Genomic DNA, 26851 nt, shown 5'->3' on the forward strand with positions numbered 1-26851 from the left:
TTTACCCCCGGGTGGCTTTGGGGGCCCACCTCCGGCGGGGGCGGGGGGCGGCCCGTGGCTGCGCAGTGCACCGACTGCGCAGCCACGGGCGAGTCGCTGCGCACGCGCTGCGCACCGGGACGCGGGTCTTGCGCAATCGACTTGCGCGTGTGACTGCGCAGCCCGGCCCAGCGCTCTGGGGATCCGGCTGCGCATCCGCAAACTGGTGCGCAGTCCCCCGCAGCGGGAGGCGAGCGACTGAGGCCCGCAGGCGTCATCACGCGTGCGCACTACTGCGCCAGCCACCCTGACCACCATGCGATCCCCCGCGGCGAGGCGGGACTCCACACGGTGCGAAATGTCATGGTCGGGTCTGTGGTCGGGCCGACCACAGACCCGACCACGGGTTTTGTGTCCCTTTCGTGATCGTGGTCGGGCCTTCGTGGTCGGTGGTCGGGTCGGGGGTGGCGGGTTGCCTCGGGTCAGAAGCAACAACTCGCTCTGACCTGGGAGTTCGGAATGTCTCGTGCCAAGCAGTCACGGGAGGAGCAGGCTGCTCCTCCGACAGCTCCGGACGCCCGGCTGCAGCAGATGCGGCGCCGGGTCCACCTGGGCCGCCTGGGCGTGTGGGCCGCGGTGGCGGCCGGTCCCCTCGCCCTGGCCGTCGCCGTCGCCACACCGGCGACCGTGGTCCGTGCCGCCCCCGCGACGAAGCCGACCACCGTGAAGACGACCGTGTCGGCCAACCCGTCCGGGTACGCCACGGTGTTCCTCAGCGCGTGGCTGCGCAGCCGCGCAGGTGCCGAGAGCACTGCGCAGGCCCGGCTTGCGCAGTCGATGGCCCCGGACGTTGATCTTCCCGGGACGGCGGATGCGCAGCCCGAGCCGGTGTCGGTCGTGGCGGTGCGCAGTGCGCAGCGGGCCGGCCAGGCGTGGTCGGTGACGCTGGCTGCGCAGTACGCCGACGGACGGTTGCGCTACTTCGCGGTGCCCGTCGTCGCCGACTCGGATGGCGCCTCGTTCACCGTGTCCGGTGCCCCTGGGGTGGTGGCCGGCCCGGCACGCGCCGAGGAAGGGCAGTCGCCATACACGGTGACCGTCCCGACCACCGGCGATCTATCGGCCACGGCTGGGGAGTTCTTCGCCGCGTATCTGACCGGGGCCGGCGAAGTCGACCGCTACCTCTCTCCCGGGGTTCAGCTGTCGCCGGTCTCCCCCGCCCCGTACGAGACGGTCACCGTCCGGCAGCTGCTCGGCGCCGATCAGGAGGCGTCCGCCGAGTCCGTCCCGGGGGACGGGACCCGGGTGCGGGTGACGGCCCAGGTGGAGGCCCGCGACCGTGACGGGCGGTGGCCGCTGGCGTACGAACTCACCCTCAAGACCCGCTCAGGCCGCTGGGAAATCACCGCACTCCAGACCGGCACCACCGCCCAGGCGGGAGGTGACCGGTGAACACCGCGCAGAACCTGATGCTCGCCGGGGAGTTGGACGAACTCGGCGACAGCTGGATCGACATGTTCATGGGCTGGGCGACCAAGGGCCTGCAGGCCGGGCTGCTCGTACTCGTCGTCGTGATCATGATCCAAAAGTTCTCGTTGAAGGCCGGGATCGGCGCCCTGATCCTGATGGTGATCGCGCTCGGCCTGTACAACTCCCGCAACGACCTGGCCAGCATGTTCGAGGACGAGGTCAAAAACCCGTCCAACGGTGCGCCCGCCGTCCCCGGCATCGTGCCGGGTGGGCCTGCGGCCGGCCGTGAACACTCCGCAGGTGTCGGAGGCCGGCTGTGAGCGCCGCCGCATCCGTGCGGATGGGCCGTTTCTACACCGCGGCCCGCCGTCATCCCTGGGTACTGGGCAAGGTGGCCGACTGGCGCATCCCGCTCGGCCCGTTCACGCCCGCGCAGATCCTCCTTGCTGTCGTCGGCGGCTTCCTTCTGGTCAAGACGATTCCGTGGTGGTCGTGGATGGGGCCGGTCCCCATCGCCGCCTGGCTGCTGGCCATTTGGGCCGTGCGCCGTCAGAAGATCGGAGGCCGTGCCCCGCTCCCGGCAGCCCTGGGCTGGCTGCTGCTGTGCTGGCAGCCGCGCGGAGGCCGGATCGGCGGCCGGGCGGCCCGCGACCACGCCGCCCGCCCTCTGACCGGCGGCTTCGTCATCGAAGGGGCCACACCGGCCGCGCCGGTCGCCGCAGCTCAGCGGACGAAGACGTCCGCCGCGCGGCTGCCACGCCCGGAACCGGCACGGTCACGGTCGGGCCCTCGCCCGGCGGCGCCCGGGTCGGAGTTGGCGCGGCCGGTGTCGGGTGTGCAGCAGCTGCTCGCGCTCGCCGGACAGGGGGGTGCGCGATGAGGGTGCCGATCCGTCACATCGCCGGACATCTGGTGTGGTCGACGCACGGCAGCGTGTGGGCCCTCTACCGGCTCCACCCGGGTCCCGACGCGCAAGGCCGCACGGAGGAGACCGTGCAGGGCACCTATGTGCCGGCCACCGTACGGGAGGAGCAGCTCGCCAAGATCACACATCTGGTGCGGTCATTGTCCGGGTCCGGGGCGCCGCGGCTGCTCGGCCTGTGCGCCCGGGTCGATCCGGGGGAGGTCGCGCTGCGCATGATCGAGGGCATCGAACCCTCCGACACCCCGCCGGGCCAGACCCATCCGTGGGTGGAGAACGTCGAGGCCACGCTGGATCTGCTGGACGGGCAGGAGATGCACCGCCGCACCCTGTGGCTGGCCATCCCGCTATCCACTGATGGCGCCGGACTGCAGATGACGGCTCAGTTCGGCGCGATGTGGGCGGAGATCGCCCCGTCGCTGGGCATGCGGCCGACACCGGTGGCGCGCCGCGAGGTGACCGCGTACCAGGAGCAGGCCTCCCGGGTGGAGGCCTCACTCGCCGGCGGCATCGAGTTCCGCCCCGCGCGCCCGGCGGAGATCGTGTGGATGATCCAGCACGCGCTGCACCGCGGTATGGAGGAGCCGCTGTTGGCCGAGGCCGAAAGCAGCGAGCTGTACGGCGGACAGGTGCGCGAGGGGGTACTGCACTCCCCCAGCTACGCCGATCTCGGGCAGGCCCGCCTCCAGGAGGGCGGCATCGACCCGGACCTCGACAACGTCGACGACCTCAAGAACGCCGACCAGCTCACCCGGTCGGGACGCAAGGCCTGGTGGCGGATCAAGACTGCCTCGCCGCTGCGTAGGCGGTGGCTGCAGATCGAGTCCGACGCCGGCACCGGCTACCAGGCACAGCTGGCGCTCGCCGAGTGCCCGCCCGCCATCAGCGCGGATGCCGCCGACCTGTTTGCGCAGTTGGAGACGCTCGATTTTCCCGTCGATTACACCGTCGACCTCACGCTGGTGCCGGCGGAGAAGGCCCGGGACCAGGTGCGGCGCAAGCGCAACGAACTCGTCGACCAGGCCGACCAGTACGACGCCCGGCCGACCGGGATGCCCGCCTCGCTCACGGACGCCGCCCGCGACCTGGGCGAGCTGGACGCCCGCCTGTCGCGCACCAGCGTGGAGGTCGAAGTGCAGTCCGTGACCGTGCTGACGGTGTGGGGGCCGACCGCCGCGGTCTGCGACGCCCGCGCCCGGGCCCTGACTTCGCTGCTCGGCGGCGCCGACTACCGGGCCGTGCGCCCGGCCGGCTTGCAGGAGGCGCTGTTCCTGCTCGGGCTGCCGGGCACCGCACGGCCAGGTGTGGTGCGGGAGTTCACCCAGCATCAGGTCTCCGAGGACTGGGCCCTGGGCGGCGCCTTCAGCACCGGGGAGGTCGGCGACCCCAACGGCATGTTCCTCGGCCTCGACCTGGACTGCGGCACCACCCGCCCCGTCATGATCAACGTCGCGGACGCGCCGAAGCACGACGCCAGCGCCTCCCTGGGCATCGTCGGTGACCTGGGAGCCGGGAAGAGCGTCCTGCAGAAACTGATATCCGAGGCGGTGTGGGCGCGTGGCGGCTGCGCAATCTGTATCGACCGCACCCCGGTGCGTGAATGGGCCGCCTTCGCCCGCACCGCTGCCAAGGGGCGCGTCCAGATCATCGACGCCGCCCAGGCCGAGGTGTCCATAGACCCGCTGCGGATGTTCGACGGCCCTGAAGGCCGCCACTACGCCCTGTCCTACCTCACCCTCCAGCTCGGCATCGGCCCGATGAGTACCAACGGCGAGGTCCTGCACCACGCCGTCGAGCAGGCCGCCGCCAGCGACGCCCCTTCCATGCGAGGGGTGCTTCAGGTCCTGGAGGAGATGGCCACGACCGAGGTGGGCAAGCGACAGGATGCGGCCGCCACCCTCGCCGGCCTCATCCGCGTCGTTGCCACCAATTCACTGGCCCGGATGGTGTTCGACCCCACTCTGCCGCCGGTGCGGCTGGACGCCTCCAGCACCTCCGACATGATCGTCATCACGACGGCCGGTCTGAAGCTGCCGCCCAAGGCCGCGTTCGGCAATCCGGAGATCCTGCATCAGCAGCCGCTGGAAGCGCTGATCGGGCGCGCGGTGCTCTATCTGATCGCTGCGATCGCCCGGCAGACCGCGTTCGAGGACCCGGCCCGGTTCACCGCGGTGGTCGCGGACGAGCTGTACTGGCTCACCTCGTCGGCCGAGGGCACCGCGTTGGTCCACGAGATCCTCCACGACGGCCGCAAGCACGGCGCCGGCCTGCTCGCTGCCAGTCATGACGCCGAGGAGCTCGGCCCCGACCGCGGGCTGATGGCCTACCGGGCGCTCGCCCGCACCGCCGACCGCGAACGCGCCAGACGCGGCCTGGAGTTCGTCGGGCTCGACCCGAACGACCCGGAGCTGCTGCGCCTGGTGACCACCGGCCTGTCCCCCGTCGGACAGAAGGGCCGGGAGGGCGAGTTCCTGCTGGCCTGCCCGCGGCAGAACACCGGCCGGGTCAAGGCCGTCATCCCCCGCATCGAGCGCATCACCACCTCCATCACCACCACGCCCGGCCGCCGTACGAGCGCGAGCACCGCGCACGCCTCCAGCGAGACCGACACGGCCCAAGCGAAGGAACACGTCTCATGACCACGTCCTCTTTCTCCTCGTCCCGCTGCCGGCGCATCGCCGCCGTGGCGAGCGCCCTGATGTTGATAGCCCTGCCAGCCGCCCTGCTCGCCCTGGTGGTGGGGGAAGGCATGCCGGAGTCGTGGTGGCCGCGCACCGGGCGGGCCTTCGCATCCGGCTCCGGCTCCGGCTCCGCGCGCCAGGATCCGTGCGATCTGGTTGGGGGCCCGGCCAAGAAGTACTGCGAGCGCGGCACCAGCTCCACCGTGTCCTCCGCGGGCGAGTCTCGCCGCGACGGCGCAAGCACGGCATGGATGGTCATTGCGCCCGCTGCAGGAGTGGCTGCCGTCGTCGTGTGGCGGTGCCGAGGCGCAGCCGGACACGGGCGGCGCTGAATGCGGCGCCCAGACCGCACGACGCTCCGCTCGGCCGGTGTCGTCGTTCTGCTCTGCGGCGTCTTCGTCCTGGTCAACAGCCAGGTCGTGTACGCGGCGAGCGGCAACAGTGAGACCGGTGATCTCCTCGCCCCGTTGAACATCACCTCCTCCGAGGGGGTGCCGATCAACGGCTACGAGCTGAACGCTGAGGGCGGCTCCATCGTCAGCTTCAAGACACAGGTCCTTGCCTTCGCCCTGTCTGGTTTGTTCACTCTCATCCGGCTATTGGTCGGATTGGGTGGGTGGGCCATTGAGGTCGCCTTCCGGTTCCCGCTGCTGAAGATCCTCACCGACCCTGCGCAGAAGGTCGCCGATGCCTACAACAACGTGGTCGTCGACACTCTCGGGCTGAAGGGGCTGCTGCTGGCCTGGGGTTTCGTTTTCGCCGGATTCATGATTGTGCGCGGGCGGGTCGGCCGCGGTCTCGGTGAGATCTTCCTGACCCTGCTGATCGCGGCGTTCGCCGCGTCCGCCTTCGTCCGCCCCGACTACCTGCTGGCCCAGGACGGACCGCTGGGACAGACCCAGCAGGTGGGCGCCGAGGTCGCCCAACAGAGCGTCAACTCCTACAACTGGGGCGGCAAACTCGCCAGCCGCGGCCCCTGTGACGGCATGGCCGGCATGCAGGAGATCAAGTGCCAAGAGCTTGAGGCTGCCAAGCCGGCGTCAGCGGAAGACGTGGCCCGCCCGCTCCAGGACTCGATCACCAACGCCATGATCGTCAAGCCTTACATGCTGCTGCAGTACGGGCGCATCCTCGACCCGGCCAAGACTGCCGACCGCAAGGCCTACGCCGTCCACTTGAAGTGGGTCACCGGCGGCTACAAGGCGGGGGCCGACAGCTCGGACGACCGGAAGGACACGTGCGACCTGGTCGTCGGCCCTCTCAAGAAGTACTGCGAGCGCGAGGACACCGACGACGAGGACAACTGCAGGCTTCTCGATGGCCAAGCCAAAGAGGTGTGCGAGAGCGACTCGCTTCCTGAGCTGACGCCGGGTGGCGACCTGCTGGACGCCTCGAATGCGATCGTCACCGACGAGGACCGTGAGTTCCATGCCTTCCTACAGGATCTGAAGAAGGCCGGTCCGGTCGGTAAGTCGTGCGCCGCGTACGCGGAGAAACCCACCTGGTGGCGGGTCGGCGGCGCCGTCCTGCTGCTGATCGCGGCGCTGTTCATCTGCGGCATGCTGCTGTCCTCCGCGATCGTCCTGCTCGGCACCCAGGGCATCTGCGCCGCGGCCGCGGCCGTCGGCGGCGTTACGTTCGTCGCCGCCATGCTGCCCGGGCCTCCACGTCAATCGGTGTGGAAGTGGATGTCGATCTGGGGTATCGCGATCCTCGCCATGGTCGGCATCTGCGCGTTCATCCCGTTCTTCGGCATCGCCGTCGACGCCACGATCACCGACGGCCCGGACCTGATGGTCGAGCGGATCCTCCTGATCGACGTGCTGGCCATCGCGGGCGCAGCCGGGCACCGCAGACTGCTGACCGGCATCACCTCCTTCGGGCAGCGCATGGCCATGCGGATGCGCTACGCCAAGGTCGGCGGCACCCACCTGCCCGGCGACACCTCCGAACTCGGCGCCGCACTCGCCATGAACTCCCCGGCAGCCATGGGCGGATACGGCGGCTCACTGCGCGCCTTCACCGGCGGCGGTGGCGGCCGGTACGGACTGCTGGGCACCCGGCATCGCCTGATGGGCGCCCTCTCCTCGTTCCTCGACGGTGCGGGCATGCCGGTCGACACCGGGCAGATGTTCGCCGATGCCACTGCGGAGGCCGGGCGAGGCCTCGCGCCGCTGACCGCCGCTGCGGCCGGTGCCGGGATCGGCGCGCGACTCGGGGCCAAGAGTGCGCACTGGCTGCTGATCGGCAGGCGACCGGACAAGGAGCAGTTGGCCAAGTGGCAAAAGCCGGCCGGTGTCGACGGTGAGGGCGGCGCCGTGGGCGGCGGTGATGGCGAGGGTGAGGGCGGCGGTCTGCGGCGCGGTGGCCCGCGGGACCGCTACCGCGATGAGGAGGGCCAGGTCGTCGACCGCAACACCGGTGAGGTGCTGCACGACCAGAACACCGACCGCACCCTGCTGTCCACGCGGGCCCACAACCGCCTGGTTCGCTTCCGCGGCTACCGCATTCTCAACCGAGGCGGCCGGGCCGCCTACGGAACGACGGCGGGTCTGCCGGCCAACGTGCGCCGGGCCGGGCAGAGCGGCTCGCGCTACACCCAGGACGCCCGCCAGCAGGTTCAGGTGTGGCGCAACACCGTGCGCGAAGACCGGCGGGCCTGGGGCGACGTGGGGCGGCACACGGCCCAGGTGATGCGCGACCACAACGACGACAGAGGCGAAATAGCCTTCCGCAGCCGCCGTCTGCCCACCGGTAGCACGACGACACGACCGAGCTCCCCCGGCACGCGGCGCTCGGCGCCGACGCCGTCCGCTCCCCCGCGGCGGCTGACGGACGCTCCCTCCGAGTTGCGTCGTCGGCTCCGCGACGCATTCGACCGGGGACACGACGACGGTTCGCGGCCGCGTCCGACGGACGGTACGGACAGCACCCGCGACGGTGGTGATGGCGAGTGAGGAACCGTCGTGGCCGGGTGGCCAAGTGGGGCTGCGTGGTGGTGATGCTGCTGTTCGCCGCCGTGTGCTGCGCCGCGCCCGTGGGCAACGCGATCAGTGCGTACGTCGCGCTGAAGGCGGGTGCGCAGGATGACGGCGGGATCGCCGAAGGCGGCAGTGCCGCGGACATCCCGCCCCGGATGCTGACCGCGTATAAGAAGGCCGTCCAACAGGTCGACAAGCATGTGCCGAAGTGTCAGGGCATGCGCTGGCCGGTCCTCGCCGGGATCGCCAAGGTCGAGTCCAATCACGCCGTCGGCCGCAACATCGCCGACACCGGAGACATCCGCCCGAAGATCTACGGGGTGCTCCTCAATGGTTCCGGGGCGGGTGGCAACACCACGTCCTTCCCGGACACCGACGGCGGCAAGTGGGACGGCAACTCTCAAGGCGAGCGCGCTGTCGGCCCCTTCCAGTTCCTGCCCTCCACCTGGGAAGGCGTCTGGAAAGACGCAGGCGGCACCACGGTTGCCGACCCGCACAATGCCGACGACGCCGCGCTCGGCGCCGCGATCTACCTGTGCGGCAACGGCCGGGACCTGACCAAGCGCGCCCAGCTCAAGGCCGCGATCCTGCAGTACAACCAATCAGGTGAGTACGTCGCCAACGTGCTCGGGTGGATCGACCAGTACACGGCGGCCGCCAAGGATCCGGACCTGAAGAACGTGTCCGGGAGAGTCCGCACCGTCATCGAGGCGGCGCTCTCCCAGCGAGGCGTGCCCTACTCCTGGGGCGGCGGCAACGCCAAAGGAAAGTCGTACGGGATCTGCTGCACGCGCAGCGGAAGAAGCGGCACGGGGATCAAGGGCTTCGACTGTTCGGGGCTGACCCAGTATGCGTACGCGAAGGCCGGCATCAGCCTGCCGCGTGTCGCGGCCGCCCAGGCCGGAGTCGGCCAGCGGATCCCGGCCAGCCTCGGCACGCTCGCGCTCAAGCCCGGTGACCTCGTCTTCTTTGCCACCGCTCCCGGACGCGACGCGACGATCTATCACGTGGGCATCTACCTGGGCAGCGGGCAGATGGTCAACGCCCCCAAACCGGGGACGGTGGTCCGCCTGGACGGCGTGAACACCATGTCCGGCTTCGCGGGGGGAGCGAGGCTCCTGTGACCACTCCTCCGGCGCGATCGCCGCGGCTGCTGATGGTGAGCGCCGTCCTCCTCGCCGTCGCGGGCATCGCCTTGCTGGTCGTACCGCACAGCCAGGAGGCGGCGGCCCCCGAGACGTCGTCCTCCGTGACAGCGAATCAGGCCTCTGCGGCCTCAGAGCCTCCCGACGGCAAGTCAACCACCGCGTCTGTCTCCATCACGCCCGCCGCGCCGACACCGTCAGTCCTCGAGTCCGCTCTGCCTCCGCACGGCGAAGGCGTGGCCGGCAACCGGGCCCTCCAGCAGTCGCTGGAGGCAGCCTGGCCATCGGACCTTCCCGCCGACGACGAGCGGCAGTTGCTCACCGCCGGCCGGGCGCTGCTGCGAGCGGACGCCACCGGAGTCGGCCGGACGAAGTGGCCGGGCGTCTTCCCCGACACGGACCAGGCGGTGGCTCCGGCATTCGCCACCGTTCGTTTCCGGATCCAGGCCGCGATTGCCCGCCGCGACGGCAGCCCGGACAAAGCGGTGGTCCATCTGGTGTGGGCCGGCACGGACCGCGGCGGTACCTACACCGACCTCCGTATCACCGATCTGTTCTTCACCCGCACCCTCAAGAAGGGAGAGCCGACGTGGACTCCACGGCCTCGCATCTGACGGAGCATGCCTCCGAGGAGACTTCCGGTCAGGTACTCGGCCTGGTCACCTGGCTCGTCGGAGCCGTCGACTGGCTCTACGGGCACTGGTATCTCCTCGCCCTCGCCATCGCCATTCCATACGGCGTGGGCGAGATGGTGGTACGTCGCCTCGCGCAACGGGCCTCGGCCGAGCGAATGGCTGTGGAGCTCACCTCCACCCGGCACTTCGACCCGGGCATCGAGGAGATCTTCCGCCGCGGGGTGCAGCTGGCGCGTGCCTCGGTGAGCATGCCGTGGTGGGCGCCGCGCCGGTCGAAGACGGTGCAGATCAGGCTGCGCGCGGACGGCACCGCGCCGCTGCGCTACCGCATCGAAGGCCCTGCGGGTGGCGAACGGCTGCTGTCCATCACGCCGTTCGGGCCGAACGTCACCGTCGACCGGGTCCGTCCGATCGTGGACAAGCCACGCGACCATGTGGTGCGGGCGGAGTTCATCCTGCGCGGCAGGCTCACCTCTCCCTTGCGGGAGGTGCCGCTGGAGCCCGACCCGCTGCAGCCCCTGGTCGACGCTGTGTCCGACCTGCGCGCTGAACTGGGCGACCTCGCCGAGGTCCGCCTGGACATCCAGCGCGCACCCAAGTGGACCCTGCGCGCTCGCCGTCTGCAGCTGATGAGTGCCGCTCGCCGCCAGGAGCGCCGGGAGACCCAGCGCGCGTCGCGCTGGGTGCGCCAGGACGCCACCGGGATCGAGGACTCGTTGGCCTGGAACCTGCAGGCCCTGGTCACCGGCAAGGACGGATCAGCCGGGCGGCGGCTGGTGATGCCCCCGGTGCCGCGTCGGGTGGACCCGGCCGAGGCGCTCGGCAAGCTCGCCCATGATGACCACCTCGTTCGGGTGCAGTTGCTCGTGATGTGCGCGTCGAACGTCGAAGGCCGTGCCCAGGCCCGCCTCGCTCAGCTCCAAGCCGGTTTCGACGTGTTCGGCGGCCGCTCCCGGTGGGCCATGCGCGGATTCCGGCTGGGGCCGTGGCGGTTCGGTGCCGATCACTGGCCCACCCGGCGCAGCTTCGAGCGGCGCTGGGAGTTGGGGCAATGCCATCCGCCCCGTGCGAACTGGGTGAGGCTGGACGAATTGACCGGACTGCTCAAGCCGCCCACCGTCCACTGCCGGCTTCCGTTGCTCGCCGGTGACCTGCCGACCTTCGAGTTCGGGGATCCTGAGCTGCTCCTGCAGGGCATCTACCGGGGACCCGACGGCCGGAGGCGTCTGGTCGCCACCCGCACCGTCGAGACGCTGTTCGAGTGTGGAGTGGGCAAGGCCGGTGGTGGGAAGACGGAACGTGCTCTGGCGCAGGCGATCGCGTGGGCGCACGCCGGCGGGGGGTTGATGTTTGTTGACCCACACCGCGACTCCTGGCCACGCGCCGCGACATTCCTCGCGCACGACCACCTGATGCAGAAGATCGCGCTGATCGACCTCAACGCAGCGGGCCCCTCTCCGATGCTGAGCTCGTGGAATCCGATCGCCATGCACCATGGGCAGGCCCCACACGACGTCGTCGAGGCGGTCACTGACGCCTTCGCCTCCATCCTCGGCTGGGACGATGCCGCCGCTCCTCGCGCGCTGACCATCCTCACGTCGTCCCTGGCCGTGCTGGTCGCCGTCAACCAGGCCGCCTGCCAGGCCGGCCGCCGCGAAGACCAGACCACCATTTTTCACGTGCGTTCCCTGCTCTCCGACCCCGGGTTCCGGGGCGCGGCACTGGCTGCTGTGGCGGACCGGCTCGACGAGGAGACGCGCGCGTGGTGGCGGACGGTGTTTCCGACGTTTCCCCCGGACGCGTTCGGGGTCGTCCTCAACCCGCTCGCCCGGCTGGCCGCCAACCCCGTCACCCGCGCCTTTCTCGGTCAGCCGGTCGGCGTCTACAACAGCCGGGCCGCCATGGACAACGGGCTGGTGGTGTGGGTGTGCCCGGCCGGGAACGGACCCACGGACCGGTTGCTGACCGCGCTCATCGCGCGGGACCTGTTGCGGGCGGTGCGCTCACGGCGGGACACGCCTGAGGAGCAACGGCGGCGGTTCAGGCTGTACTTCGACGAGCTGATCACTCTGACGGGCGCTGCTCCGGAGACCATCGCGTCGATGTTCGAGGACTTCCGCAAGTTCAGGGTCTCGGTGCACGGGATGACTCAGTTGCTGGGGCGTCTGCCGGCCCCGGTGCGGATGTCGTTGACGCAGAACGCGTCCACGCTGGCGTCCACGGCGGGTTCCAAGACGGCGATCGCGCCGATCACCGCGGAGTGGGGGGACCGTCCGAGCGCGGACGAGGTGGCAGTGCTCGACCGGTTCGAGCACTACATGTCGCTCACCGTCGACGGCCGCCGTATCGGACCTGTCCGGATCACCGGCCCGCATCTGGACGAGGTATTCGCCGAGTACGCCCGTCCCGGCAAAGTCGCCGCCCTGGAGCACGCTGCCCGTGTCACAGCCGGGGCAAGGCCCCTCGATGAGCTCACCGCCACCGCTGCCGCTCAGCAGGCCCGTGTCGTCGATTTCCTCACCCAGCGCGCTCCCGCGGCCACGGCGGATGTGCGCCTGGGAAAGCGCACGGAGGGATACCAGTGACCCCTACCGCCGTCGCCGAGCCCAGAGGTCCTGGCTCACGCTCGTCCCCGTCGAGCCGATTCCGGATCTGCGCCTGGCCGCCCCGCGGGTGCCGCTGGCCGGGGGCGAGCGTCGCGTTGGGCCTGAGCGATGAGGCCGATCCCGTGGTGCGGACCTCCGCGGTCAGGTGTCGATCTTCTGCATGGGGGCGTAGCGGAGCTGGATCCGCTTGATGGTCTTCAGGGGACCGAAGGACACGTGAGCGACGGCGCGGAGCCCGTTGCCCTCTACTTCGATCACAGTGCCGATGCCGAACCGGGTGTGCTCGACGACGTCGCCGGCCACTACGGCGTCGACACGGGGCCCGGGCGCGGGGCCGCGCACGGTTTCGTGCTGCTCGGCGCGGTACTCCGCGACGGCCTGGACGCCTGTCGCGAAAGTGGTCCTGGGCTGTGCAGGGACGACGGACCCGCCCGACCACCAGTCGAGGTCCGCCGCCGGCGAGTCATCGTGCAGAGGCTCCGCCTCGGGCAGGGGCACGGTTCGCTGCAGGGTCGGGGCGAGTGCTTCCCACCACGCGCGGGTCCTGGAGGCTGGAGCGAGCTCGGGTGCTCGCTGCTGCCGCCCTTCGATGGAGGCGGAAGAGTCGTGCAGCATCGCCAGCAGGGCGGCGGCAGCGGGACGGTTCGCAGGCTCCTTGTGCAGGCAGGCCGCAAGGGCGGACCTCAGAGCGTCCGGGACCGGCGCGAGGTCCGGCTCGTCGTGCACCACGCGGTGCAGGAGCGCGGGCACGGTGCCGGGTCCGAACGGTCCGATGCCGGTCGCGGCGTAGTACAGCACAGCGCCGAGGGAGAAGATGTCGCCGGCCCGGCTGATGGTCTCGCCGTTGGCCTGTTCCGGGGACATGTAGCCAGGTGTGCCGAGGACGCCGCCGACGGTGGTGAGGGGGTCGTCGGTGTCCGCTCGGGCGATTCCGAAGTCAATGACTCGGGGCCCGTCGTCGGTGATCAGGATGTTCGCCGGTTTGAGGTCGCGGTGGATGAGGCCTGCGTCGTGAATGGCTGCGAGCGCTTCGGCCAGGCCGGCCGCGAGCCCAAGGAGGTCGGTGACAGGCAGCGGTCCGCCCCGCCGAACGTGCTCGCCGAGGTCGGGGGCGTCGAGGTACGCGGTCGCGACCCATGGGGTGGCCGCATCCGGGTCGGCGTCGACGACGGGCGCGGTCCAGAAGCCGCTGATGCGGCGGGCTGCGGCGACCTCCCGCCGGAAGCGCTCCCGGACACCCGGGTCGGCAGCCTGGTCGGCACGGATCGTCTTGACCGCGACCCGGCGGCCGCCGGGCGACTGGGCGAGGTGGACGGTGCCCATGCCGCCGGCGCCGAGGCGGCCCAGCACCAGGAAGGGCCCGAACCGGTCGGGATGTCCCGTGCTCACTGCCTGCTTCCCTCTTCCGTGACGCGTGTCGTTGACCGGACATGGCGGCCATTTCAACGTACCTGCCCGAGTGAGGTTGTGAGCACACGGGACAAGCGAAGGGATAGGGCGATATGCCGCCTCGCTGAAAAGCCCGCACACCCTCACCGTCCTACTCACCCACCTGGTTGCTGCGGAAAAGAACGCTCCATTCAGGGCTGTTGTCCCCGATATGTTCTGCCTCCTCGCCGCGGCAACCGGGACGGCGTGTCCTCGGGGGTAGCGATCGTCTCGGCGGCCAGGTGAAGTTCCGCCCGCACGGTCGCGGACGACAGGTCGAGAGACAGTTCCCTGCTGCACCTACTCAGCCAGTCGGTGAGCGTACTGCGGCTCAGGCCTAGCTCGGAGGCAGCGGGCGCAGTGCGGCCACGGTGTTGGAGCCAACATCGAAGGGCGATACGCAGCGGCCTGTCCAGAGGCCTGAGGAGGGCGGAGGCCCAGCGATGGGCGTCGTCGGGGTCAAGCAGATCGGTGGGCAGCGGGAGATCGGGAACAAGACGTGCGGATGTGCTGACTCGTTGGGAAGGAACCGGGGCTCGCAAAGCCAGCAGGAGTTGTGCCTGCACGGTGGGGTTGCCCAGTTCGGCGGCCAGGAGGGTGCCAATCCCGCGCAGGCGTGCACGAACGGTTCCTTCGGACACATCGAGCACTGCCGCGGCGGCCTGAGCAGACCCCGACCGCAGGTATGCCTCCAGCGTCCGGTGCTGCTCGCGGGTCAGGGGCGTGAGGATGGCAGCGGACCAAAGGGCGAGCCGGTCGGCGGGCACGACGCGGAGCAGCCCGTGCGACCCAAGGAAGGTCGCGGACGCCAGGTAGCCGGACGTTGCGCCGTGCCGCGCGGTCCCTGCCTCGGCCCACGCCGTGGCGACCATGTCCAGCGGCAACGGGTCCGAGACGCCGCCGGCCAGTTGATGCCGGGCTGCGATGCGCGCGACGACGGGGCGTGCCACGTGGCGGTCCTGGTCGAGGCCGTGGAGCGCGACGACCACCAACTCGTTTCCCTCCATGCACACCAGCATGCGGGGGGCTTTGGGAGACGCGCTGGGCTGCGCTGCTCGCCAATGAGTCTGATAGGCGGCATGCACCAACTGGCCGGCCAGCCGGAACACCGTGGCGTGTGTGGCGGCGGTGCCCAGCACGTCGGTTGCCAGATGGGGCTGGCCGCTCAGCAGGAGATGCAGGACGGCGGTGTGCAGTCTCTGCTCAGCGTGGTGGGTGTCCTGCTCCCGCCGGACCCGAGCCCGCCCTCTGAGTAGATCGACGCAGGTCCGCGCGATCAGGTCGATGCGGGATGCGGGCGATGCCGTGCCGGGACGGACCACGAGGACGGCACCCGCCATTCTGCGGATCGTCAGGTTCGGGTAGAGCTGGGGGTGCGCGGCGGCACGCACCCCCTCAGGTCCGGCGGCGCGGGGGGTGCTGCAGACGACGCCGCCCATGAGGTCAGCCAGGACCGCCCAGCCCTCGGCCAGGGCCGCGGCTTCGGCAATCAGCTGGGCGTCCGAGTGGGCCGCGGCACGGGTGAGTCGTCGCACCACCTGGTACCGGGTCACCTTCATGGGAAGGGCACGCGTGGGCCCCGCACTGCCCGGCGTCATCGGATCCGCGCCACCCCGCCCCAGCCCGCGCGGTCGGTGAGAGTGCCGGTGTTCGCGTCGGGTCGCCAGCGCGGCCAGCTCGTAAACCCGGGTTCGACCAGTTCGGTGCCCGCGAAGAGCTCGACGGCCACCGACGGCTCACGGAAGATGTAGGGAATCGCACCGGAGCTGTTGTACTCGTCCTGGACCGCTTGGTGTTCCTTGTCCGCGGCTGTGGAGTGGCTCAGTGACAGGTAGCTGCCTGAGGGAAGCTGCTCGACCAGCCGGCGCACCAGGCCCTGGGCTTCGGTCCAGTTCTCGATATGGCCCAGCACGTCATTGATGACCAGAGCGGTCGGCTTGGTCATGTCCAGTGTTTTGGCCGCGCCCGTTAAGACGGCGTCCGTGTCCCGCATGTCCGCCTGCACGTAGTTGGTGGCGCCCTCGGGGGTGCTGGTGAGCAGCGCATGGACGTGCAGCAGCACGATCGGGTCGTGGTCTATGTAGACCACGCGGCAGTCGGGCAAGATCCGCTGTGCGACTTCATGGGTGTTGTTGCTGGTCGGAAGCCCGGCACCCAGGTCGATGAACTGCTTGATGCCTGCTTTGGCGAGGTAAGCGGTGGTGCGCCGCAGGAAGTCGCGCGATTCCTTGGCGAACGGGACGATGTGGGGGTACTTGCTGCTGTAGGCGTCGCCGGCGGCCTGGTCGGCGGGGTAGTGGTCTTTTCCGCCCAGCCAGTAGTTCCAGACGCGCGCGCTGTGTGCGACGGACGTGTCGATCGGCTGTTGCGGGCGGGTCGGTTCCGTCATGTCAGTACGTCCTTCGATTCGTTGGGGTGGGGGGCGATGACACAGGTGTGGTCCATCAACAGGTGATACGCCGACACCGCGTGCAGGCTGTTCGAGACGTCGGCGGTTCCGTGCAGATCCCCTTCACGGGCTACGTGGTCGGGGATCTCCGGCACGTCGACCCGGTACAGGGTCACGGTCGGCATGCCTGTCATGGGGTGGCAGCGACCGTCCAGAGGGTGAATCTGCAAGGTCACGTCGGGGCGTTCGAGGGCAGCCCTCAGTGCCTGCCGCTGCTCGGCCATCACGTCCTCGTTGCCTACGGACGTATACAGCGCCGCGGCGGACATGATGGCCCAGATGCTCGTGTTCTGGTGACGCAACCGCTTCTGGCGTTCCATGAGCAGCTCAGTGCGCCGGTCCTTCTCCGCAGGGGACAGGTCAGGTCTGCGGACGTTGTCGACGGCGCGAGCATAGGACGGTGTACGCAGCAGGGCAGGAACAAGTGCCGGCTCCCACACGCGGATGATCCGGGCTGCGGATTCCACGCTCATGAGATCCAGCTGCCATGGGTCCATGACGGACCGCCACGGATGCCACCACCCCGGGAGGTTGGCGGCCGCGAGCTCTCCGAGGAACGCTTCGATTTCGGCGGTGCCCGCGCCGTACGCCGTGAGCAGGGCATGGACCTGACCCTCATCCAGGGATGTCTCGGCCTGCTCGATGCGGCGGACCGTTGCGGTGTGAGCCCCCAGTGCGTTGGCGGCCTCGCCCCGGGACATCCCGGCCGCCTCACGCAACGTTTTGAGCCGGGTGGCTAAAACCAGGTGCGCGACGGTCCTGCCAGACCTCTCGCGAGCCACAGAATCCCCTCCCGGCACTTTCTACAACCTGCTGTAACTGCAAACTCTGTACCTTGCAATCTTCGTTCACAACCCTTTGAGTATGTCTAACCCGCCTCAGCCGGCGCGCAGTTGGCGAGTGACGGCAAGCCGCGAGATCGCGGTCGGCCGCCGACGGGGCTCCGTTCACATTCGTGCCGTCGCACCGGGAGTCTGTCGGGTGCGGTCGACGCCTGGGATCGGGAGGACGCATGGACAGGCGTGACCGGTTCGGTGTGCCTGCCGACGAGACCAACTACCAGCCCTTCGACCCGGTCCGGCTTCTGTGTGCCGGCGCCGCCGCCCGGGCTCCACACACCCTGTCGGCATCCGAGTGGGATCACTGGTCCACCACGGCCAGCGCCGCGCCATTGTCGTGCGGCCACCATGCGCCTGCGGCTGTCGGCTGCGCACCAACCAGGGATGCGCAGCCGACAGTCCAGGTCAGCGCCCCCAGGTTCCCTGCACGTCCGCCGCGCTCAGTGGCCGCTGGCCTCAGTCCCGTCACAGCTGATCTCTGGAGGGCCCGCCGTGCACACCTCACCACGCCGCCCACTTCTGCTGGTGGGTGCCGGCATCCGCGAGTACCACGCACACAGTCTCCTGCAGATCGCCGCCGCACATCCGTTGGTCCTCGTCGACGGCACCATCCCGCCCTGGACCCGCCCCTGTCTGGCAGGAGCGGTCACCGCCAACCTCTCCGGCCCCGGCGAAGTGAGCGCAGTCGTCGGAGAGTTCACTGCCGACCACCCTGTCGACGGGCTCGTCACCTATCAGCCCCGCCATGCCAGGCTCGCTGCCCACCTGGCACAGCATTTAGGTCTGCCCGGCAACTCCCCTTCAGCCGTGGCCGCGTGCCAGTCCCCGGTCAGAGCCCGCCGCGTGCTGAGGGAAGCCGACGTCCCCTCAGCACAGTCGCACGCGGTCGACGACGCACGCAGTGCGCTCGCCGCCGCGCGCACGCTCCGCTTCCCGGTCTCCCTCACAGCACCCGCGCGAGCGGCGTTCCGTCCCCCACGACCAACTCATCGCCGTACAAGGAGAGAAGAGCCTGATGACGCCCCGCCCCCACACCCCCGCCGCCGGCAGGCAACCCGCACGGCCGCGGCCGTGCTCAGCGTGACCACGGCCGCCGCCCTTACCGCCTGCGGGGCAGGCTCCGAAGAGGACGCCCAGACCAACGGCGATGCCAAGGCGAGCGCGAGCCCCATTCCCGCGGGCGCGATCACAGCTGCCGATGCCGAGAAGGTCGTGGACGCGTACGAGAAGGCCAACAACGAGGCCAACAAGACTCAGGGCAGCCGTGGCGCAACGCTCCTGGGCACGGTCGAGGCTGGTCAAGTCCATGAGCAGTCCCTGGCCGACTACGAGCAGTTCAAGACCTGGCCGAAGGCCGAACAGGCGAAGTACGGAAAGCCGTTCGTCTACACGTCCCGGGAGTACTACATCCCGGATGCCGACCGCTGGTTCGCGGTCAAGGCGACAACCACCGGAAGCAAGTCAGAAGGCCTCCTGATCTTCGACAAGGTCGGCAGCCGCTTCAAGATGGTCGCCTCCGTCTACACCGAGGACAAGACCGCGATACCCGAGATCGCTGTCCAAAACGGACTCGCCACGGCCGTCGACCCGTCAAAGCGCGTGGGAACGCTCGCCCCGAACCAACTCGGCACCGCCTTCGAGGACCTGGTGGAGAGCGGCGGCAAGAAGGAAGGGCAGCAGCTGGCCCGCCACGCAGGCCACCACGGAGTTCACCAAGCACTACACGGACCTCACCAAGGCCAAACAGGCCAGCTTCGCTACGGTCAACTACTTCGACGGGAAGCCATCGCACCTCAAGGTGTACGTCCTAGGCCTGGCCGACGGCGGCGTCCTCGCACTCTTCCCGGCCGCGTACACCATCGAGTACCTGCACAAGCGGTTCATGAATGGCGGCCTGATCATCCCGAGCAAGGTGGAGTCGGTCTACAACGGCGATCGACGGTCCGTAGTCACGGACGAGTACCAGGGCCAGACTCTCGCCACGCTCACCCCATCGGAGAAGCCCAAGGTGATCACCCGCAGGTACGCGATGGTCGGCTCCCGATGAGGCGCGCCAAGACCTCCCGTCCGCGCACGCCGCGATCGCTGCGGCTGGCGTCCGTGACTGCCGACGATTGGGCCCGCAGCCGCGACCAGCGGTTCGCCCTGTTCCTCACCAAGCGGCTGGCCGAGAGCGAGCGAATCGGCTGCTGCCTTGCCGAACTCAAGGCGCTGGCCGGCGTGCAGGACGTTTTCGCAGAGTGGCTCACCCAACGTGAGCTCTCCGCAGGGGGTGACGGTGACCTGCGCCTCGACCAGAGCAGCACCCTGGGCTGGGCATTGCGCAGCATCGCTCACAGCATCTGGGCCGGCCATCCCCAGTGGGAGTTGGCTTTCCATCCCAACGCCACCAGGCCACCGATCGACCCGATTAAGACCTTGGCATACGCGAACATCCCGGAGTCCTGACCGCCCCTCTGCCTCGCAACGTGACCGATGCATTCCCAGTCGAGCGTGTGAACTCGACGGTAGAGCCGAGGAGTTGATTGGCACATGCGTAGTCTTCTCGATACGCAAACACACCATCGCAGCTTGACTAAGCCGCAGATCTGGACTGCCGTTCGTCGGCCCCTGGTGCAGCGGCCCTGTCGCACGACATCGCAGGGGAGACAACGTGACACGAGCATCCCGACGCCCGGCAGGGCTCACCGCCGTTCGCAGCCGAAAGCATGCAACGGCTCTGCTGATCGCAGGCGGTCTGGTCGTCCTGGCCGCCTGCGGGAACGACGACGATTCCGGCGACTCGGCCAAGAGCCCGATGCCCACCAGCAGCGCGCCTGCCCCCGAGACGTCGTCGCCCAGTGCCGATTCCCAGGCCCAGGCCAAGGGCGACGTGTTGCAGGCGTACGACGACTTTTGGGCCGGGCAGGTCAAGGCCTACGGGCAGGCCGACATCAAGGGCACCGACCTGAAGAAGTACGCCACGAAGGAAGCACTCGGGCGGGCCATGGGCGACGTGCTGGTCATGAAAGAGGCGGGCACCGCCACCAAGGGCGCCCCGGCGCATGACGCGCAGGTCACCTCTCTCACGCTCACCGGGAAGACACCTAAGGCCAGCGTGCGTGACTGTCTCGATATCTCGAGCTGGAGGACGGTCAAGAAGAAGACGGGTGCCGTGCAGCCGTTCCCGTCCAATCAGCCTCTGCGTTACGTAACGACGGCCAAGGCGGAGAAGTGGGGGAAGCAGTGGATGATCACAGAACTCACACCAGACGGGAAACGCACGTGCTGAGGCGTTCCGCGCTGGCAGCAGTCCTTTCCGCCGCCGCGTTCTGCGCTTTCGCGGCGTTACCGGCCCACGCGGAGGACGACCCGGTCATCGGCGGTGACTGCGACGGCGCGAGTTCCTTTGTCACGGTCTGCCGACAGGAGCCAGGCAACCCGGGCGGCCAGGGCCAGACAGGCGATCAGTCGGGCACCGGCACCGGTAAGGGCAGCAAGCCCCGGCCGCAGAGCTGTGCGGTCGAACGACTCGATCCGCAGCCGCCCGCAAGCGACCCTAGTTGGAACGGCCACAAACCCAGTGTCGGCGCGATCTACACGCGGATCTGCCTCAGCGATGTGCTGGGAGCCGCGACAGGCGCTCAGATCGTCCCGCAGGTCTTCTGGGCGGCCGCGGCCCCTGCGGTCAACGTCGACCCGGAGCAGCTGGCACGTGAGGCCGTCGACCGGATGCTGTTGACCGGCCCGGACATCGCCAGCCCGCGCGCCGTTGGCAAGTACATCGTGGGCGTGCCGATGTGGATGTGGGTCAACGAGAGCCCCATCACGTTCGGGCCCAACTCGGCGTCGGCGGCGCTGGCTGGTGTGACCGTCACCGCGAAGGCGAAGGTCACCAAGATCGACTGGAGGATGGGCGACGGCTCGGCAGTCATTTGCAACGGGCCAGGTACGGCGTACAGGGCTGCATACGGCAAGCAGGAGTCCCCAACCTGCGGCCACACCTATACCAGCACGTCGGCCTCTCGGGCTGGAAGGAAGTACAGCGTGACCGCGGCCGCGACGTGGACCGTGGACTGGCAGGTGAACGGTGGCGGGGAGACGGGGCAGTTCACCGAGATCCGGCAAACCAACGTGCAGGTGGCGATCGGCGAGCTGCAGGTCGTCAGGTAACGCGGCCGGAAGGACAGAACGTTGAGCGAGACCCAAGAACGATTAGACACAGTCAGCTCGAACGGCGTCCTCCAGCAGGGTCATGTCGCCGGGCCCGTCGCTCCCCCGCGAGTGTCGGCCCGCCGTCGCCGACCGGGTGTCATCGCCCTGTCGCTGGCACTGATCGCTGCCGGAGGGGCCGGGGTTGCCGTCCTGCTGTTGCAGGTCGGCAACCGCACCGAAGTGGTAACGGTCGTCCGTGACGTCCAGGTCGGCCAGGTCGTGAGCGAAGACGACCTGGGCAAGGCCAGCATCGCCCTGGACCCGGCCGTGAAGGCAGTACTCGGCGATGACCTGGACTCGGTGGTGGGCAAGCGAGCCGCCGTGGAGCTCAAGCCCGGCTCTCTCCTCGCCCCTTCTCAAGTGACGAAGGACTCGCTGGTGAAGGCTGGCGAGCAGCTGGTGCCGGTCGGGCTTGAGCCCAAGCAGATCCCGGCCACCGCGCTGGTGCCGGGCCAGAAGGTGCAGCTGGTGCATGTCCCGGCTCAGGGTGTGGCGGACACCGGTAAGACGTCCGACGCCGCGCCTCAGACCGTCGACGGACGGGTCGTGAAGGCCTCCAGTGCCGCTCCCGGCACCGGCATCGTGGTCGTTGACGTCGCCACCTCCGCCACGGACGGCCCCACGGCCGCCGCGTGGGTGGCGGCCGGTACCCTGCGCCTGGTCCTCGCCGCCCCGGACGGTAACTGATGGCTGTCATCGCGCTGGCAGGCTGCAGTGGCGGGCCCGGTGTGACCACGAGCGCGCTGGCCTTGCTGCTGTCGTGGCCGCTGGAGCCGGGGCGGCGGATGATTATGGCTGAGTGTGATCCGGACGGTAGCGCTGTGCTGCACGGTCTGTTGCAGGGCACGCTCGGCGACCGGTACGGGCTGCGGAACCTCTCGGTCGCCGCACGGCAGGGCGACCTCGGAGATGCTTTCTGGCGTCAGCTGATCGACCTGGGCAGCGAGGACGGCAAGAAGGAGGCGCCGCGCGACCGGTTGCTGCTGCCGGGGATCACCGATCCCGCGCAGGCGGCGAGCCTGGGCTCGGTGTGGAAGGCCCTGGGGGTCATCTTCCGCGGCATCGAGGCCGAGCACGGCCATGACGTGTTGATCGACCTCGGTCGCCGGGGGGCTTTCGGGCCGTCCGGTGTTCTGGCCGAGCAGGCCGATGCCGTGTTCGTGGTGGTGCGCAACACCCTGCGCTGTCTGCAGGCGGCCGAGGGCCGGGTGCGCGCGTTGGAGGAGCGGATCGGTGACGTCAGCGTGCTGATGATCAACGAGGGACCGTATCCCGCGGGCGAGGTGCAGCGCGTGCTGCAGGTTCCGGTGGTCGCGACCCTGCCGTACGCGCCGAAGGACGCCCGTGTGCTGTCCGACGGCGCGGAGCAGCCACGTCACTTCACCAGGTCACCGCTGATGAAGGCTGCCCGGACGAGCAGCGCCCTGGTGGTTCAGCGGGCTGCCCTGCGGCGGGCCCGCCTCGATCCGGGCGGTGTGCGCGTCGCGGGCGGCGAGGTGAGTCGTGCGCGGTAGGCCCCTGCACACCGATCCCACGGTGGCTGCGCCGTCCGGCCGCCCCCAGCAGGCGTGGCCGCACCAGGTAAACGGAGCCCCCGCCCCGGCCGGTGCTGCGTCGAGTACGCACGGGCTCGGCGCCACACCTCAGGTCACCGTCGATTACAAGGTCGCCCGGCACATCGCGGCCCAGGTCGCCAAGCAGCGCGAGGAGCTGCTGAAGACGACACCTGGTATGGACCGGGCGAGCGAGGAGCAGCGCTGCCTGGAGTGGATCAATGAGGCGGTGGCCCTGTGGTCGGACGCCCAGGCGATGGCGCCGCAGGAGGACGAAGCCCTGCGGCGTGGCGTCTACGACTTGCTGTTCCGGGCGGGCCGGTTGCAGCCGTACCTGGACGATGACCGGGTCGAGGACATCATCATCCAGGGGCCGGGCGAGGTGTGGCTCGACTACGGTGACGGCGAGCGCCGCATGGTGGGGCCGATCGCGGACTCCGAGGAGGAACTGCTGGAGCTGCTGCGGGAGTTGGCCCGGGGCTCCGGGCACAACGAGCGCACCATTTCTACCGCGAATCCCACGCTCGCCCTGTCCCTGCAGGACGGCTCCCGCCTGCAGGCCATCACCGGGCTCGGGCCGATGACCTACGCGGTCATCCGCCGCCACCGGGTCTCCCACGCCAACCTGGACGACCTGGTCCGGCTGGGCACCATCGACCCGGTCCTGCGCGAGTTCCTCGGCGCGTGCGTCCGCGCCGAGAAGAACATCATGATCGCGGGGAAGCAGAAGGCGGGGAAGACCACTCTGTTGAGGGCGATGCTCAAGGAGTTCGGCCCCGAGACCCGCTTTGCCACCGTCCAGACCGAAGATGAACTTTTCGCCCACGCCAACGGCTACCACCGCCAGGTCGTCTCCCTGGTGGGACGGGAGTCCAACGGGGAGAAGGACGTCACCGGCCGCAGTGCCGGCGAGGTCACGCTCCTGGACCTGATGCATCCCGCGTTGCGGATGTCGCTGGAGCGGATCGTGGTCGGCGAGGTCCGCGGCCCGGAAGTCGTCGCGATGATGCAGGCGTTGACGAACGGATCGGGCGGCAATCTGTGCACGATCCACGCCCGCCGCCCGGACATCGTCTTCGACCGGATCGCCGAGCTGTACGCGCTCGCCCAGGACAACCTGTCCGAACAGCTCGCCTACCGGCAGACGGCGAACGGCCTGGACTTCATCGTGTACGTCGACATGACCGACGAGACGCAGATCGGCGGGCGCCGGCACCGCTACGTCTCCCACGTCCTGGAGCTGACCGGGATCGGCGAGTCCGGCCGTCCCGCCACCAACGAAATCTTCTCCCCTGGCACCGAGTTCGGCGACCTGCGGGCGGTGCCGCGGATGGACCCGGGCTGCATCGACGACCTGCGCCGCGTCGGTTTCGACTCCGCGCTGCTGCAGCAGCCCTACGGGGCCTGGCAGGCGCCGCTGCCGCTGAAGGTGGGGGCACGCCGATGACCTTGTTGTGGGGGCTGCTCAGTGGGATGGCCGTCATCGGCGGGCTGGTCGGTGTCGTGGCCGGGTTCGTGGGGACGACGGCGCCGCGCCGGGCTCCGTGGTGGCAGCGGTGGCGGTTGGCGGGTGCGGGGAAGGACCGAAGTGAGGACGTCCGGCTGCGCCGGCGGACTCTCGCCGTCGTGGCGGTGGTGGTCTTCGCGGGGGTGTGGCTGCTTTCGGGGAACTTCGTGGGCGGCGCACTGCTGGGTGCGGCCGTCATCGGCGTGCCCTGGCTGGTCGCGCCGGGGCAGATGGCGCGGGAGCGCATCGGTCAGCTGGAGGCTCTCAGCGAGTGGACCCAGCGCCTGGCCGGCCTGCTGCGGCTGGGTATGGGGCTGGAACAGGCGATGATGACCAGCCGTAAGGGCGCGCCACACGAACTTGCCCCGCAGATCGTCAACTTGTCCGACCGGCTGCGGCTGGGGTGGCGGCCGGAGGGTGCGCTCCGGGCGTTCGCCGGGGAACTGGACGATGTGACCGCGGACAAGGTGGTTGCCGCGCTCATCCTGTCGGTCAACGACCGCGGTCCGGGGCTGGCGCAGGCGCTGGAGGACCTGGCGGGAACGGTGCGCGATGAGGTCGCCAGGAAACGCAGCATCGAGGCGGACCGGGCGAAGCCGCGGACGACGGTGCGGTGGATGACCATCATGACCGTGGGCGTCGTGGTGGCGGGCTTCTTCGTGCCGTCCTACACCAAGCCCTACTCCACACTGCTCGGACAGTTGGTGCTCGCCTTCCTGACGGCCGGGTTCATCGGCGTGCTCGCCCTGATGCGGCAGCTGGGCAACTTCCGCCGCATCCCCCGCTTCCTGATCACCGACCCGACCAGCACCGTCCGGCTGCCCGCACCCGCAACAGGGCCGGACGTCCCGGTCGCCGCCCGTGAGCCGGAAGGAGTCACCTCATGAACCTGCTTCCCGTCGTCCTGACCGGCGGCACGGTCGGCGCAGGCCTTGCCCTGCTGGTGCGGGAACTCCTGCGCCCCCAGCCCGCGTTGGGGCCCGCCCTCGCGCGCAGCGCCCCGGCCACCTTGACGATGCCTGAGCCGGAACTGGACCGTGAGGAGGTGTGGGGCCGGTGGCTGTTGGCACGCCTTGAGCGGCTGCCCGGCGTGCGGATCCCCACCGTCAGCCTGGCCTTGCTCGGGCAGGGGCCGGGCCAGTTCATGCTCAAGAAGACGGCGCTCGCCGCGCTCGGCCTGCTCTGCCCGGTGATCGCGACGATTCCATGGATCATCGCGGGCGTTGGCCTGCCGTTCTACGTGCCCGCCGGTGTCGGCCTTGTTATCGCGGGGCTGCTGTTCATCACCCCGGATCTCTCGGTGCGTGACCAGGCCAGGCGGGCGCGGGAGGAGTTCGCGCACGCCCTGTCCGCCTACCTGGACCTGGTCGCCCTCAAGCGGGCCGCCGACGCCGGCCCCACCGAGGCCCTGGAGAAGGCCGCCGAGGTCGGCGCCGGCTGGCCCTTCCTCTATCTGCAGGGCGCGCTGCGCCGGGCCCGGCTGGAGAAGATCCCGCCGTATCAGGCGCTGACCGAGCTCGCCGCCGAGTACGACCTGCCGGTCCTGGACGACGTCGCCGACATCATGCGGGGCTCGGCCACCGACGGCGCCGCCGTCTACAAGGCATTGCGGGCCCGCACCGCCGCCCTCAACGCCGAACTGCTCGCCGACCAGGCCGCGGAGGCCAACGCCGCCAGCGAGAAGATGACCGCGCCCGGCGCCCTGCTCGCCGTCCTGGTCATGCTCCTGATGGCGTTCCCCGCGGTCATCCGCATGCTCACCGTCTAAGGCCATCTCAACTCGCTGAACCGCTGAAGGAGCAAGGAGTACCGATCATGAAGCACACCGCAGCCCGTACCTACCGTGCGGTGCACTGGCTGACCACACGCCTGCAGGAGAGCCTGGAGGAGGCCCGGCGCCGGCCGGACCGCGGGGACATCAGCACCACGACCGTCATCATCTGGGTGGCCGCTGTCACCGGCGCCGTACTGATCGCCGGGACCATCGCCGTCGTGATCGCCAAGTACAACGGCAAGCTCAACGGTCTGTGATGCCGCGTCCCGAGCGGCTGGCGGACTGGTGGCAGGGGCGAAGGTGGCACGACGACCGGGGCGACACCAGCATCCAGATGGCGATCATCTTCCCGTTCGTGCTGCTCGCCACGGTCGCCGTCATCCAGGCCTCCATGTGGTATTACGCGCGGCAGATCGCGCTGACCGCGGCCCGCGAAGGAGCCACCGCGGCCCGCGCCTACCAGGCGGGCACGGCCGACGGTGCGGCCCAGGCACGCAGCGTGCTGGAGCGCACCGCGGGTGACAGCCTGCGCGGCTACCACGTCGTGGCCGGCAGCAACGGCCAGCGTGTGCAGGTACAGGTATCCGGCACGGCCATCTCCATGATTCCGGGCGTCTCCGGCCTGCACGTGACCCAGTCCGCGTCCGGGGCCGTGGAACGCTGGACGGTCCCGGGAGCGGGAGGGTGA

24 protein-coding genes are annotated in these 26851 nt (G+C 69.7%); 19 read left to right on the forward strand and 5 right to left on the reverse strand.

All coding sequences use genetic code 11. The features are described 5' to 3' along the window. The first annotated feature begins 498 nt into the window (after positions 1–498). From AB0D14_RS41165 to AB0D14_RS41205, 9 genes are read left to right on the forward strand one after another with little or no spacing between them, the layout of a single operon-like run. On the forward strand, positions 499–1431 hold the full coding sequence (locus AB0D14_RS41165) for a conjugal transfer protein (protein WP_362789482.1): 933 nt from the start codon (positions 499–501) through the stop codon (positions 1429–1431). Beyond that, a complete protein-coding gene (locus tag AB0D14_RS41170) occupies positions 1428–1769 on the forward strand; it encodes a hypothetical protein (RefSeq protein WP_362789485.1) in 342 nt (113 codons plus the stop codon). Before AB0D14_RS41165 ends, AB0D14_RS41170 begins: the two co-directional genes overlap by 4 nt. Further along, complete coding sequence (locus AB0D14_RS41175; protein WP_362789487.1) at positions 1766–2329, forward strand: hypothetical protein; 564 nt, start codon at positions 1766–1768, stop codon at positions 2327–2329. The genes AB0D14_RS41170 and AB0D14_RS41175 overlap by 4 nt, the downstream gene beginning before the upstream one ends. Further along, a complete protein-coding gene (locus tag AB0D14_RS41180) occupies positions 2326–5010 on the forward strand; it encodes an ATP-binding protein (protein ID WP_362789490.1) in 2685 nt (894 codons plus the stop codon). Before AB0D14_RS41175 ends, AB0D14_RS41180 begins: the two co-directional genes overlap by 4 nt. After that, a complete protein-coding gene (locus tag AB0D14_RS41185) occupies positions 5007–5384 on the forward strand; it encodes a hypothetical protein (RefSeq protein WP_362789492.1) in 378 nt (125 codons plus the stop codon). The genes AB0D14_RS41180 and AB0D14_RS41185 overlap by 4 nt, the downstream gene beginning before the upstream one ends. After that, complete coding sequence (locus AB0D14_RS41190; RefSeq protein WP_362789495.1) at positions 5385–8009, forward strand: hypothetical protein; 2625 nt, start codon at positions 5385–5387, stop codon at positions 8007–8009. It begins immediately after the preceding gene. After that, complete coding sequence (locus AB0D14_RS41195; protein ID WP_362789498.1) at positions 8006–9157, forward strand: C40 family peptidase; 1152 nt, start codon at positions 8006–8008, stop codon at positions 9155–9157. Before AB0D14_RS41190 ends, AB0D14_RS41195 begins: the two co-directional genes overlap by 4 nt. Continuing rightward, on the forward strand, positions 9154–9792 hold the full coding sequence (locus AB0D14_RS41200) for a hypothetical protein (protein WP_362789501.1): 639 nt from the start codon (positions 9154–9156) through the stop codon (positions 9790–9792). Before AB0D14_RS41195 ends, AB0D14_RS41200 begins: the two co-directional genes overlap by 4 nt. Then, positions 9768–12398 (forward strand): ATP/GTP-binding protein, encoded by a 2631-nt coding sequence (locus AB0D14_RS41205; protein ID WP_362789503.1) that lies wholly within the window; start codon positions 9768–9770, stop codon positions 12396–12398. The genes AB0D14_RS41200 and AB0D14_RS41205 overlap by 25 nt, the downstream gene beginning before the upstream one ends. Positions 12399–12560: 162 nt before the next feature. Here the strand turns inward: AB0D14_RS41205 and AB0D14_RS41210 are convergent, their stop codons facing one another. The 5 genes from AB0D14_RS41210 to AB0D14_RS41230 form a co-directional block, all read right to left on the reverse strand. Next, complete coding sequence (locus AB0D14_RS41210) at positions 12561–13808, reverse strand: serine/threonine-protein kinase (RefSeq protein ID WP_362789506.1); 1248 nt, start codon at positions 13806–13808, stop codon at positions 12561–12563. 191 nt (positions 13809–13999) lie between these two features. Then, entirely contained in the window at positions 14000–15385 is a 1386-nt protein-coding gene (locus tag AB0D14_RS41215; protein ID WP_362789508.1) for a helix-turn-helix domain-containing protein, read from the reverse strand. A 56-nt stretch (positions 15386–15441) separates the two neighbouring features. Then, complete coding sequence (locus AB0D14_RS41220) at positions 15442–16236, reverse strand: SAM-dependent methyltransferase (RefSeq protein ID WP_362789511.1); 795 nt, start codon at positions 16234–16236, stop codon at positions 15442–15444. Further along, positions 16233–17078: a helix-turn-helix transcriptional regulator gene (locus AB0D14_RS41225; protein WP_362789514.1), complete on the reverse strand. Its 846-nt coding sequence runs from the start codon at positions 17076–17078 to the stop codon at positions 16233–16235. The genes AB0D14_RS41220 and AB0D14_RS41225 overlap by 4 nt, the downstream gene beginning before the upstream one ends. Before the next feature lie 558 nt (positions 17079–17636). Continuing rightward, positions 17637–17900, reverse strand: a complete 264-nt coding sequence (locus AB0D14_RS41230) for a hypothetical protein (protein ID WP_362789517.1) — start codon at positions 17898–17900, stop codon at positions 17637–17639. A 306-nt stretch (positions 17901–18206) separates the two neighbouring features. Here AB0D14_RS41230 and AB0D14_RS41235 point away from each other — a divergent pair, with 306 nt between their 5' ends. The 10 genes from AB0D14_RS41235 to AB0D14_RS41280 all read left to right on the forward strand — a co-directional run bounded on the left by AB0D14_RS41235 (position 18207) and on the right by AB0D14_RS41280 (position 26851). Continuing rightward, positions 18207–19583, forward strand: a complete 1377-nt coding sequence (locus AB0D14_RS41235) for a hypothetical protein (protein ID WP_362789520.1) — start codon at positions 18207–18209, stop codon at positions 19581–19583. A 205-nt stretch (positions 19584–19788) separates the two neighbouring features. Next, positions 19789–20406, forward strand: coding sequence for a hypothetical protein (locus AB0D14_RS41240; RefSeq protein ID WP_362789523.1), 618 nt, complete (start codon positions 19789–19791; stop codon positions 20404–20406). Beyond that, on the forward strand, positions 20400–21287 hold the full coding sequence (locus AB0D14_RS41245; protein ID WP_362789526.1) for an ATP/GTP-binding protein: 888 nt from the start codon (positions 20400–20402) through the stop codon (positions 21285–21287). The genes AB0D14_RS41240 and AB0D14_RS41245 overlap by 7 nt, the downstream gene beginning before the upstream one ends. A 21-nt stretch (positions 21288–21308) precedes the next feature. Next, positions 21309–22016, forward strand: a complete 708-nt coding sequence (locus AB0D14_RS41250) for an SAF domain-containing protein (RefSeq protein ID WP_362789529.1) — start codon at positions 21309–21311, stop codon at positions 22014–22016. Further along, positions 22016–22843 carry a hypothetical protein gene (locus tag AB0D14_RS41255; RefSeq protein WP_362789532.1) on the forward strand — a complete coding sequence of 276 codons (828 nt, stop codon included), beginning with the start codon at positions 22016–22018 and terminating at the stop codon, positions 22841–22843. The genes AB0D14_RS41250 and AB0D14_RS41255 overlap by 1 nt, the downstream gene beginning before the upstream one ends. Beyond that, the gene (locus tag AB0D14_RS41260) at positions 22833–24329 is read left to right on the forward strand and encodes a CpaF/VirB11 family protein (RefSeq protein WP_362789535.1); all 1497 of its coding nucleotides are present in this window, start codon (positions 22833–22835) and stop codon (positions 24327–24329) included. The genes AB0D14_RS41255 and AB0D14_RS41260 overlap by 11 nt, the downstream gene beginning before the upstream one ends. Continuing rightward, the gene (locus AB0D14_RS41265; protein ID WP_362789538.1) at positions 24326–25276 is read left to right on the forward strand and encodes a type II secretion system F family protein; all 951 of its coding nucleotides are present in this window, start codon (positions 24326–24328) and stop codon (positions 25274–25276) included. The genes AB0D14_RS41260 and AB0D14_RS41265 overlap by 4 nt, the downstream gene beginning before the upstream one ends. Next, positions 25273–26157 carry a type II secretion system F family protein gene (locus AB0D14_RS41270; protein WP_362789540.1) on the forward strand — a complete coding sequence of 295 codons (885 nt, stop codon included), beginning with the start codon at positions 25273–25275 and terminating at the stop codon, positions 26155–26157. The genes AB0D14_RS41265 and AB0D14_RS41270 overlap by 4 nt, the downstream gene beginning before the upstream one ends. A 47-nt stretch (positions 26158–26204) precedes the next feature. Further along, positions 26205–26420 (forward strand): hypothetical protein, encoded by a 216-nt coding sequence (locus AB0D14_RS41275; RefSeq protein ID WP_362789542.1) that lies wholly within the window; start codon positions 26205–26207, stop codon positions 26418–26420. Further along, positions 26420–26851, forward strand: coding sequence for a TadE family protein (locus tag AB0D14_RS41280; RefSeq protein WP_362789545.1), 432 nt, complete (start codon positions 26420–26422; stop codon positions 26849–26851). The genes AB0D14_RS41275 and AB0D14_RS41280 overlap by 1 nt, the downstream gene beginning before the upstream one ends.

Origin of the sequence: Streptomyces sp. NPDC048484 (genome assembly GCF_040651415.1) — a bacterium.
GTDB lineage: Bacteria > Actinomycetota > Actinomycetes > Streptomycetales > Streptomycetaceae > Streptomyces.

What these genes read in the sequence shown, in the direction of transcription:
- AB0D14_RS41190 (WP_362789495.1), top strand. Translation starts at nt 5,385, where the DNA reads ATGCGGCGCCCAGACCGCACGACGCTCCGCTCGGCCGGTGTCGTCGTT.
- AB0D14_RS41185 (WP_362789492.1), top strand. Translation starts at nt 5,007, where the DNA reads ATGACCACGTCCTCTTTCTCCTCGTCCCGCTGCCGGCGCATCGCCGCC.
- AB0D14_RS41220 (WP_362789511.1), bottom strand. Translation starts at nt 16,236, where the DNA reads ATGACGGAACCGACCCGCCCGCAACAGCCGATCGACACGTCCGTCGCA.
- AB0D14_RS41270 (WP_362789540.1), top strand. Translation starts at nt 25,273, where the DNA reads ATGAACCTGCTTCCCGTCGTCCTGACCGGCGGCACGGTCGGCGCAGGC.
- AB0D14_RS41275 (WP_362789542.1), top strand. Translation starts at nt 26,205, where the DNA reads ATGAAGCACACCGCAGCCCGTACCTACCGTGCGGTGCACTGGCTGACC.
- AB0D14_RS41280 (WP_362789545.1), top strand. Translation starts at nt 26,420, where the DNA reads ATGCCGCGTCCCGAGCGGCTGGCGGACTGGTGGCAGGGGCGAAGGTGG.
- AB0D14_RS41180 (WP_362789490.1), top strand. Translation starts at nt 2,326, where the DNA reads ATGAGGGTGCCGATCCGTCACATCGCCGGACATCTGGTGTGGTCGACG.
- AB0D14_RS41265 (WP_362789538.1), top strand. Translation starts at nt 24,326, where the DNA reads ATGACCTTGTTGTGGGGGCTGCTCAGTGGGATGGCCGTCATCGGCGGG.
- AB0D14_RS41165 (WP_362789482.1), top strand. Translation starts at nt 499, where the DNA reads ATGTCTCGTGCCAAGCAGTCACGGGAGGAGCAGGCTGCTCCTCCGACA.
- AB0D14_RS41255 (WP_362789532.1), top strand. Translation starts at nt 22,016, where the DNA reads ATGGCTGTCATCGCGCTGGCAGGCTGCAGTGGCGGGCCCGGTGTGACC.